Annotated in this window: 9 protein-coding genes and 16 tRNA genes; all 25 read right to left on the reverse strand. The window is 49.8% G+C overall.

The window, feature by feature from the left end:
• Positions 1-55 precede the first annotated feature (55 nt).
• The 25 genes from zwf to RB297_RS28590 all read right to left on the reverse strand — a co-directional run bounded on the left by zwf (position 56) and on the right by RB297_RS28590 (position 9599).
• Positions 56-1603, reverse strand: a complete 1548-nt coding sequence (gene zwf / locus RB297_RS28470; protein WP_009591421.1) for a glucose-6-phosphate dehydrogenase — start codon at positions 1601-1603, stop codon at positions 56-58.
• A gap of 137 nt (positions 1604-1740) precedes the next feature.
• A complete protein-coding gene (locus RB297_RS28475) occupies positions 1741-2571 on the reverse strand; it encodes a YwmB family TATA-box binding protein (protein WP_375121957.1) in 831 nt (276 codons plus the stop codon).
• A 297-nt stretch (positions 2572-2868) separates the two neighbouring features.
• The gene (locus RB297_RS28480; protein WP_036665042.1) at positions 2869-3519 is read right to left on the reverse strand and encodes a response regulator; all 651 of its coding nucleotides are present in this window, start codon (positions 3517-3519) and stop codon (positions 2869-2871) included.
• Complete coding sequence (locus tag RB297_RS28485) at positions 3497-4570, reverse strand: sensor histidine kinase (RefSeq protein ID WP_015737447.1); 1074 nt, start codon at positions 4568-4570, stop codon at positions 3497-3499. Before RB297_RS28485 ends, RB297_RS28480 begins: the two co-directional genes overlap by 23 nt.
• A gap of 42 nt (positions 4571-4612) precedes the next feature.
• Positions 4613-5257, reverse strand: coding sequence for a cell wall-active antibiotics response protein LiaF (gene liaF / locus RB297_RS28490; RefSeq protein WP_375121958.1), 645 nt, complete (start codon positions 5255-5257; stop codon positions 4613-4615).
• A 169-nt stretch (positions 5258-5426) separates the two neighbouring features.
• Positions 5427-6113 (reverse strand): PspA/IM30 family protein, encoded by a 687-nt coding sequence (locus RB297_RS28495; RefSeq protein WP_015737448.1) that lies wholly within the window; start codon positions 6111-6113, stop codon positions 5427-5429.
• Between the two features lies 1 nt (position 6114).
• Complete coding sequence (locus RB297_RS28500; RefSeq protein WP_090908802.1) at positions 6115-6603, reverse strand: PspC domain-containing protein; 489 nt, start codon at positions 6601-6603, stop codon at positions 6115-6117.
• A gap of 2 nt (positions 6604-6605) precedes the next feature.
• Positions 6606-7283, reverse strand: coding sequence for a PspA/IM30 family protein (locus tag RB297_RS28505; RefSeq protein ID WP_009591432.1), 678 nt, complete (start codon positions 7281-7283; stop codon positions 6606-6608).
• A 74-nt stretch (positions 7284-7357) separates the two neighbouring features.
• A complete protein-coding gene (locus RB297_RS28510; RefSeq protein WP_009591410.1) occupies positions 7358-7657 on the reverse strand; it encodes a hypothetical protein in 300 nt (99 codons plus the stop codon).
• A 354-nt stretch (positions 7658-8011) separates the two neighbouring features.
• Positions 8012-8091: transfer RNA gene (locus RB297_RS28515), tRNA-Leu, on the reverse strand.
• An 8-nt stretch (positions 8092-8099) separates the two neighbouring features.
• Positions 8100-8176: transfer RNA gene (locus RB297_RS28520), tRNA-Arg, on the reverse strand.
• A 12-nt stretch (positions 8177-8188) separates the two neighbouring features.
• Positions 8189-8262 (reverse strand) — tRNA-Cys (locus RB297_RS28525).
• Positions 8263-8273: 11 nt separating this feature from the next.
• Positions 8274-8348, reverse strand: a tRNA-Gly gene (locus RB297_RS28530).
• A gap of 14 nt (positions 8349-8362) precedes the next feature.
• Positions 8363-8437: transfer RNA gene (locus RB297_RS28535), tRNA-Gln, on the reverse strand.
• 16 nt (positions 8438-8453) lie between these two features.
• Positions 8454-8529, reverse strand: a tRNA-His gene (locus RB297_RS28540).
• A 26-nt stretch (positions 8530-8555) separates the two neighbouring features.
• A tRNA-Trp gene (locus tag RB297_RS28545) sits at positions 8556-8629 on the reverse strand.
• Positions 8630-8635: 6 nt separating this feature from the next.
• Positions 8636-8720 (reverse strand) — tRNA-Tyr (locus tag RB297_RS28550).
• A 4-nt stretch (positions 8721-8724) separates the two neighbouring features.
• Positions 8725-8800: transfer RNA gene (locus tag RB297_RS28555), tRNA-Thr, on the reverse strand.
• 22 nt (positions 8801-8822) lie between these two features.
• Positions 8823-8898 (reverse strand) — tRNA-Phe (locus tag RB297_RS28560).
• A gap of 80 nt (positions 8899-8978) precedes the next feature.
• A tRNA-Asp gene (locus tag RB297_RS28565) sits at positions 8979-9055 on the reverse strand.
• A 30-nt stretch (positions 9056-9085) separates the two neighbouring features.
• Positions 9086-9162: transfer RNA gene (locus tag RB297_RS28570), tRNA-Met, on the reverse strand.
• Between the two features lie 34 nt (positions 9163-9196).
• Positions 9197-9272: transfer RNA gene (locus RB297_RS28575), tRNA-Val, on the reverse strand.
• Between the two features lie 63 nt (positions 9273-9335).
• A tRNA-Glu gene (locus RB297_RS28580) sits at positions 9336-9410 on the reverse strand.
• A gap of 16 nt (positions 9411-9426) precedes the next feature.
• Positions 9427-9518, reverse strand: a tRNA-Ser gene (locus RB297_RS28585).
• A 5-nt stretch (positions 9519-9523) separates the two neighbouring features.
• Positions 9524-9599 (reverse strand) — tRNA-Asn (locus RB297_RS28590).
• Positions 9600-9721: the final 122 nt, after the last annotated feature.

Below are 9721 nucleotides of genomic sequence, written 5' to 3' on the forward strand. Positions count from 1 at the left end.
CCCATGCGCCGTGCGCATGAGGATGATTTTTATCGCATAAATTTTAGCTAATCTTCTATTTTTTCAACCACACGACGTTATCCTCAAGCTGACCGTTAACCGGCCACCAGTGGAAGCCGTCTTCCTTCAGCAGCTCATCCGCTTTGTCAGGTCCCCAGGAGCCGGCAGGATACGATTCCAGCTCGCCCTGGTTCTCTCTCCAAGCGCTAGCGATGCGATCCACGAAGGACCAAGCGGAAGCCACTTCGTCCCAACGCGTAAAGTAGGTGGAATCCCCGCGGGCGGCATCATGCAGCAGACGCTCATACGCTTCCGGAGAGTTAATGCCCACGATGCAGCTTTGGCAGAAGTCCATCGCAACCGGAGCGATCTCGGACTCGGAGCCCGGCTTCTTCGCGTTGATCTTTACGTAGATGCCTTCCATCGGGTTAACCCGGATAACGAGCAGGTTAGGCTCCAGGGAATGCTTTTGGCCCAAGTATACGTTGGTTGGCATCCGTTTGAACTCTACGACCACCTCGGTCGTCTTAACCGGAAGGCGTTTGCCCGTGCGGATATAGAACGGTACGCCCGCCCAGCGGAAATTATCCACGAAGACTCTGGCCGCAAAATAGGTTTCCGTATTGGATTCCGGATTTACCTTGTCCTCTTCACGGTAAGCCGGCAGATCTTTGCCGCCTGCGGAACCGCTCGTATACTGACCGCGAACCACGTTGTTCTTGACTTCTTCGTTTGAGGCATATGGACGCAGGGAGCGAAGCACCTTCACCTTCTCGTCGCGAATATCTTCTGCGAGCAGGCGGCTAGGCGGCTCCATGGCAATCATGGTCAGCAGCTGCAGCATATGGTTTTGACCCATATCCCTGAGTGCGCCCGCATGGTCGTAATAACCCCCGCGCTCCTCGACGCCAACCGTTTCACCAAGCGTAATTTGGATGTTGGCAATATGCTTATTGTTCCACAGCGGCTCGAAGAAAGCATTCGCAAAACGGATAACCTCGATGTTCTGCACCATTTCCTTCCCGAGGTAATGGTCGATCCGATAGATCTCCTCTTCCTTGAACACTTTACGGATCTCTTCATTTAGCTTGGCAGCGGACTCCAGATCGTAGCCGAACGGCTTCTCGATCACAAGACGGTTCCAGCCCTCTCCGTCCAGCATGCCGCCCTTCATCAGGTTGAACGATACGCTGCCGAACAATTCCGGTGCAAGCGCAAGATAGAACAAGCGGTTGCCCGGTATATTAAATTTCGTTTCCAATTGCTCCGTTTGTTCGCGGAGCTCACGGAAACCGTCAATATTGTTGATATCTAAAGATTTATATTCAAAATGCTGTGCAAATGCATTCCATTCACTATCCTGTTCCGAACTATATCGGCAGAATTCCTGAATCGAACGATACACGTCCTCCCGAAACTCCTCTTGGGTGCGCGGACGCCGCGCCACGCCGATTACAGCAAAATCCTCATCCAGTTTTCCTTCACGATAAAGACTGTAGATCGCCGGAAACAACTTACGTCTTGCCAAATCACCAGTCGCTCCAAAGATGAAAAATACAGCTCCCGGTGTCTTCATTGTATCTAGATTTTGATTTTCAGCCATGGCTCCTCATTCTTTCTATGAATTATAGTGTATTTTTATGCATCGTCACTTAACTCGATGTGATGACATTTTAGCATATTCATTTCAAGTATGCTATCTCATTCCGTATTTTTTCATCGGAGTTTCAGATATTATTTTCAATATTCTATTGTAATGACGGGAAATCCGATCGTTATTCTACTGCTTTTCTTCACCGAATCTTCATGCACCGCGATCTGCATATGAATCGGCGTGTCGCCGCTCTTCACAAAAGTCCCCAGCGAAGGCGCCTGATAAGATCGGCTGATCGTTGTAACATCCGCATAATCCTCAACGGAACGAAGCGGAAGCTTTCGGGCTACGGCCTCTTCAACTTGGGCCATCGTTCCATCCACGCTGCCTGACTTCGTTGCATATCCTTGAATGGACGCATTCCACGTATTCGGTATGCCTGCTTGCTCCATTCGTTCTTGAACATGCTGCTGAAGGCTCATCATTTCCCGGGCCTGGGCTGCCGCCTCTCCGACAAGCATGACTCTGACATAACTATGGCCTTGCTTCGTGAGGGCCCAATCCAAATGCACGGAGACGCCCGATCGATCGCCTTCCGCTTGGAAAACGTCATTTCCTTGAAGCTCGTTCGAGGTACTGCCGGAAAGCCCTATTGCGCGAGCCAATTCTTCGGCTGCTGTCTTAGCTTGATCCTTAGAAATCGAATTTATCATTTCGCCTTGAATTTTTACCGTGAGGAGCGCGGAAGGGTCCATATGCTCCTGTCCAAGGGCTGCAAGAAGCTCCAAATTGCTTTCGGCTATGGTCCCTGCTTCCGATGCTCCATTCGCCGTTCCCTTCCAAGCTGACGCCTCTGCCGTTTGCGGAACCGCTTCCTCCCCATTGCGTTCCGTTGTTCCCGCAAAACCCGCCATCATCCCTGTTGCCCCGCACAGCAACAACATCATCACAATCAACTGTAAACGCATCTTCCGCATCGTCAGCCACGCCTCCTCGTACGAATCTATCAATCTAGTAAAAGGATGGCCGGCTCACTGCAGATTTATACCTCGCCATATAAAATGATCCTGCTATTACCGTTTTAAAAATCTCCCTTCCCCTTACCTAAATAAAAAAAGCCTCCCGATTGGGGAGTCTTTAAGCCTGCCTATCATTGTTTACATGGATATGTCGATACCCGAACGCATCGCATCACGGATCTGTTTAGAACCGCGTTCGGCATCTCAAAACTGTTTTTTTCACGTTCATAAACATAAAAAAAGAGCCGGCACTCCTTACTCAGCCAGCCCATTTTTATAAGCGTAGATGGCAGCTTGGGTCCGATCCTCTACCCCCAGCTTGCCCAAAATATTAGTCACGTGAAACTTCACGGTTTTGATGCCTATAATCAAATCATCGGCAATGTCCTGATTGGATTTGCCCTGTGCCAGCAATCGCAGCACTTCCATCTCCCGGTCCGTCAGGTCATTATGCGCGGGCGCTTCATTTTGCGGATGGCGGAAACGATTCATCATCTTCGAAGCGACCTGGGACTCCAGAACCGACTGGCCCCGTGCGGCCGCACGTATAGCATCGGCGACCTCGGAAGCCCGGGAGGTCTTCAGCAGATAACTGAACGCGCCTGCTTCAATGACCGGATACATCTTCTCATCGTCCAGATAGCTGGTCAGTACGATCACCTTAAGATTCGGAAATTGCTTCATCAACTCCCGCGTGGTCTCAATGCCGTCCATCCCATCCATGACCAGATCCATCAGCACCACGTCAGGATGATATTCCTGCGCCAGACGTATACCTTCCTCGCCGCTGCCCGCTTCGCCTACCACCTCAATGCCGTCTTCTGTGCCAAGCACGGCAGCCAAGCCGATCCGCACCATCTCATGATCATCCACCAGCAGTACCTTAATCGGTGCTTCCATCTCCATCCCCCCGTTTGCGTTCTTCGTTTATGAGCGGCACGATAATCTCAATCCGCGTCCCTTTTCCCGGGGCCGTGATGAATTGTAACGAGCCGCCGATTTCCGTCACCCGTTCCTGCATGGTCGAAAGACCGTAGGAAGTCTGTTTCTTGTCGTCCAGTTCGAACCCGACCCCGTCATCTCGCAGCATTACCCGAACGGTGTTTTGCCTGCGATGAATCCGGATGTCCATTTTTTCCGCCTTCGAGTGCCGAAGCGTATTCGACATGGCCTCCTGAATAATGCGGAACAGATGATTTTCAATCCCTTTAAGCAAATGTATGTCATCGTCCATTTCAAACGTAATTTCCATAGGCACTTTGATCCGCAATTCCGTGATCAAATCCCGCAGCCCTTGTTCCAGTGCTTTTCCTTCGAGATATACCGGCCGCAGATGAAGGAGTAGCGCCCTCATCTCGGACTGTGCCACAGCCGACATTTCCTCAATCAGAGCCACCTGGCGCTGCGCTTTGTCAAAATCCTTATCCAGCGTCCTGCCCACAGCTGTTGCCGTCATCGAGATGGCAAACAGCTGCTGAGAAACCGCATCATGGAGCTCGCGCGCCAGACGCTGTCTCTCTTCCACGATCGCCGTAACCCTGGCCTGCTCGGCTAGCTGGGCATTGTTCGTGGATAACCGCTGCAGGGAAGACACCTGATCCTCCCAGCGCTTGCTGATCTTCACCAGCTGTTCTCCAAGCCGGCCCACTTCGTCTTCGCCGATGTCCGGCATGACGTCCGTCAGACTCCCTTTTTCCCAGTTCACGAGTGTTTCCCTAACGAGATCGACCCGCCGTTTTACCCGGTATCCCTGGAAGAAGCCATAAATCGCTCCCAGCCCGATCGGCAGCAATACCAGGGTTATGCCTGCCTCGATCCGGTTCTTCCACGTCTCAAACGGTTGAAGATAACCATATGTATATAATAAATAAAGGACAACGAGCATGACAACCAATCCCAGAAGGGTCCCCTCACGCATACTTCGGGTAATGATATTTGCTTTCTTTTCCGTTTCCACGGGGCAACCCTCCTGAATGGTTTACACAAAACAATACGTTTATTATGTCATTCTTATATTCAAATCTCCGCCTAAATAAGAAACGATAAATTTCACTTTATATTCACTGGTCTCATAATTGGGCGATTGATATTTCACTCGGTTCAATATGCCGGTTTCCTTCCGGTCGTCCATATGAATCGATCCGAACAAGATGAATGCTTCGATCTCCACCCCGTAATAGTCCGGGATCATCAGATCGATATCACCGAGCATTCCGTGGAACATGAGCACCGTTTGGCGTTCTTCGGGAAGCGCCAGGGACAGATCCACATCCGCTTCCCCGAGCACATGCCACACGCTCAAGCTGCGCATCACCCAGGGTGCACGGTCCCAGTCAAAGTTGGACATAAAGTTCTGCCTCTGAATATATCTGGTCGTGGTATGGGCCCGTTTGGACTTGCCGTAGAAAATACCCAGCGATATCAAACTGACGCCAATAATCAACATAAGATGCTCGAGCAGCAGCAGCACGGCTCCGACGCCGAGCAGAATGTACCCCTTCTTCACATGGCCTTGCCTGATCTGAAGGACGCCCGCGAAGATGAGCAACAGGGCGACAATGGTGAAGAAACCAAACCATCGGCCGAAAAGCATAATAAAACCCAAGCTGATTAAACCTACTGCTATCCAGCGGTTTCTGTCCATGTCGCACCTCCTTGATGACCAAGATATAAGCTCGGAAAAGCCATATCAGTGAGATGCTCCCCACTGTATGGCTTTGCCTGTACTATACGACAATCTCATTCGTATAGCATATCATATGAACACGGTATTCGAATACGCTTTGTTCTTATTTTGCTGACTTGCTAAGGAATTACTCGGATTTCGAGGATTTCCCCATTTTGTTTTTCAATGCTTGCAGCTGCTCATCCACCTTCAGTTGCTTCTCAGCATCCACTGGGCTTGTGTATGCTGCGTTGTTAGGGCGGTATGGTGCGCGAAGCACATCAGCTTCAGCTTCCATTTGCATGATTTTTTCTTCCATGCGGTGGAAGCCCATCGAAGCACTGCCGCTTTCAATGGTATGCAGGCTGCTCACTTGAGACATTTGCTTCTTCGCTTTCGCCATTTGAGCGCGAGCTACAAGCTCATTGCGCTTGTTGCGCATTTTGTAGAACTCGTCTTTCATTTCATGCAGCTGAGCAACAAGCTCTTTCGCTTGAGCCTCGGATTGCAGGTGCAGTTCCACGTACTCGGTTTCTTTTTGATCGAAATAGATTTTTTCTTCAAGCAGCTTGCGAGCCACTTCTTCTTGACCGTTTTTCAGAGCCAATTCCGCTTGAGCTTCACGTTGTGCCGCCATCTTCACAGCCTCATCGACGCGCTGCTTCATGCGACGCTCATTTGCCATTTGCTTCGCAACCGTTACCTCTGCTTCATGAATTTCTGCCTCCATGTCGCGCAGGTACTGGTTCAGCATTACGATCGGATCCTCCACTTTATCCAGCAGCTCGTTCACCGATGCTTTCGTCATATCCTTAATTCTTTTAAATACTCCCATGTTATTTATCTCCCTTCTCATAGTTCGAAAGTTTTTTCTTCAATTCTTCGATTTCTTTTTGCATGGCTTTTCTTTCAATATCCTTCATCATCGCATCCAGATCGGAATCGGTGGACGCGTTCGTTCTTGTGCCGTTGGGACGGTCATATTTGGGACCAAAGCTTCCATGCTCATTAGGGTTAGGATAGCCTTGATGACGTCCATAAGCATCATTGTAGCTGTTGTAGCCTGGCCCCGGGCCCGGATGGTCGTTGTAACGGTATCCGCCGCCATGTCTTCCTTGCGGTCCGTACGGATCGTGATAATACGGTTCTTTAGGAACGACGAGGCTTGCAATCAGATAGATCAACAGCGTTGTACCGCCTGTGAAAAAGATACTGACTACAAATATGATTCTAAGGAGGGTAGATTCGACTCCGAAATGATCGGATATACCGCCGATCAACCCTGTGAACATCTTGTCTCGGGTGGAACGGTACAATCTTGTCATGGTTACTCCTTTCCGCTGTTATTCAGCTTTTGCTTCAAGCGGGCAAGTTCCTTTTCCAATACCGTGGAGACGGATTCTCCAGCCTGATCCATGTATTCCTGCCCCATGCGGCGTAAATCGCGAAGGCTTCTGGCTTCCAGTTCCCAGTCGCTGATACGGTCCTCGAGGCGATTGAACATCTTCGGTACATCATGCCCCCCGCCATAGGACCCCGTACGTTCATTCATTTTTTGCTGAAGACGAAGGGTTTCCACTCGGGCAACATAATACTGGCGTTTGCTGTAGACCGTCTGATATTCCATCCGCAGCTCACCGAGCTGCTCCTCGATTTCTTTCAACGACTCCAGGCTTGAGGATAACAGGCCTTGATACTGTTCAATCTTTTCCTCATAAATCAACTTCTCCTGCAATGCCAGCTTCGCAAGATGCTCTTCGCCGGCCTTCAAGGCAAGCAGTGCCTGCTCTTCGCGTTTAAATCGCATGGTTTCCGCTTGATCCACCTGCTGTTTCAGCTGTCTGGAATGTACTTGGCATTGCTGCTGCAGCTTCTCGGCCTCAGCAATATCCTGTCTGGTTGAATGTAGGAACTGGTCGATCAATCGAACCGGATCCTGGCTCTGCTCGAGCTTTTCATTCAATGTTGCTACGGTTATGTCTCTTATCCGCCGGAAAACACTCATATCGGCTTAGCCCTCCTCATCTATCATGATCTGATCTGTTGTTTATGCAGGTTATATAATGTAGTGGTTCCTTATCAATAACGGGGTCTTCCATTCTTCAATCGGGACACTCCGTAGATGATTAAGATGACACCAAGGATCGGACCGATCAGCCAAGACAGTTTACCCATCAACCAGATGATGCCGATACCGAGAATGATCCATCCCATCAAGGTATTGCCTCTTCGAATTCCGTAATATCCCAAAGCAACCATCAGTATCGGAATTAGAAGACTGAACAACCATCCAAGCAGAGGACCGAATACTCCCAGAAGAACCAAGATCCCTAAACCAATCAACAGGATACTCATTCCATTGCCTTTTGAATTCCTCATTTATACACCGCCTTTCTGTTGTTTGATCGTTGTTTCATTTGTTCAACCTTATGACTCTATTCTAGGTAATTTCGAGTTTGACTAAAACGGCCTGTGGACGGTTTTTGGACCTAGACCTAAGGCGGGGCTTCCTATAGACCTACGTCCAACCTCTGGACTGGTCTGCAGTTTTTGCGTTATATCCGTGAACGAACACCCTGCTGTTACCGTATCACTTATTGAAGGAACATCGATCTACAGGAGAACGATCTTCAGCAGCTGCGATTGGGAGTGGACTTATCGTGTGGATGCTTCGATGGAGAGACAACAAAAAAAGGAATGCAGACGTTGATCGTCTACATTCCTTTTGATTGATGCCGGTGAAGGGACTCGAACCCCCACGGTTTCCCTCACGATTTTGAGTCGCGCGCGTCTGCCAATTCCGCCACACCGGCTTACACAATGGCGTGCCCTAAGAGATTCGAACTCCTGACCTTTTGATTCGTAGTCAAACGCTCTATCCAGCTGAGCTAAGGGCACATATGGTTGTTATGGAGGCGCCACCCAGATTCGAACTGGGGATAAAGCTTTTGCAGAGCTGTGCCTTACCACTTGGCTATGGCGCCAGAAATAAAAATGGAGCGGACGACGGGAATCGAACCCGCGACCCTCGCCTTGGCAAGGCGATGCTCTACCGCTGAGCCACGTCCGCAAACATAAAATCAATGGCTGGGGATATAGGATTCGAACCTATGCATGACGGAGTCAAAGTCCGTTGCCTTACCGCTTGGCTAATCCCCAATATGATTTTGTAATATGGGGCGATCGAGGGGAATTGAACCCCCGAGTGCCGGAGCCACAATCCGGTGCGTTAACCACTTCGCCACGACCGCCATATTGTACTATAAATTGATTCGATTGGCAGGGGCAGCAGGAATTGAACCCACACTAACGGTTTTGGAGACCGCTGTTCTACCTTTAAACTATGCCCCTAAAAACTGGTGGAGGATGATGGATTCGAACCACCGAACTCGAAGAGAGCAGATTTACAGTCTGCCGTGTTTAGCCACTTCACTAATCCTCCAGAATGGTGCCGGCGAGAGGACTTGAACCCCCAACCTACTGATTACAAGTCAGTTGCTCTACCAATTGAGCTACACCGGCGTATAAAATTATAAAAGGTACATGGTGGCTCGGGACGGAATCGAACCGCCGACACGAGGATTTTCAGTCCTCTGCTCTACCGACTGAGCTACCGAGCCATAGAGCTCATTTCGGACTTTGACGAATCCCATATCGGATACGCATCTCATCCCAAAGTCATCTATGAAACTTGTAAAAATGGCGGAACTGACGGGATTCGAACCCGCGATCTCCTGCGTGACAGGCAGGCATGTTAGGCCTCTACACCACAGTTCCACGAGGCACTATCGCTATTGCGATATAAATTGGTTGCGGGGGCAGGATTTGAACCTACGACCTTCGGGTTATGAGCCCGACGAGCTACCGAACTGCTCCACCCCGCGTCATTAAAAGGGTTGCTGCAATGGTGAAAAATCATGGTGGAGGCTGAGGGGATCGAACCCCCGACCCTCTGCTTGTAAGGCAGATGCTCTCCCAGCTGAGCTAAGCCTCCGTAACAAAGCGACTTTTATCATAGCAAAATCTGATATAAGAAGCAAGTGTTTTTTTAATAAAGTGGTGACCCGTAGGGGATTCGAACCCCTGTTACCTCCGTGAAAGGGAGGTGTCTTAACCCCTTGACCAACGGGCCTTGCTTAAAATAATAGTGGCGGAGAGAGAGGGATTCGAACCCTCGAGACGCTTTTGGCGCCTACACGATTTCCAATCGTGCTCCTTCGGCCAACTCGGACACCTCTCCATAAATGGCTCCCCGAACAGGACTCGAACCTGTGACAACTCGATTAACAGTCGAGTGCTCTACCAACTGAGCTATCAGGGAACAATATTCAATTCAAGTGATTGATCACCTGAAAACTAGATACGAAACGAATTTGCAGCACATTAGAATCCGTAGCATTCACCCGATGTGGTATCGGGGTCCCCAGAAAGTATTCGGCATCT

Origin of the sequence: Paenibacillus sp. CR_12 (assembly GCF_041953985.1) — a bacterium.
GTDB classification, from domain to species: Bacteria; Bacillota; Bacilli; order Paenibacillales; family Paenibacillaceae; genus Paenibacillus_AQ; species Paenibacillus_AQ lautus_A.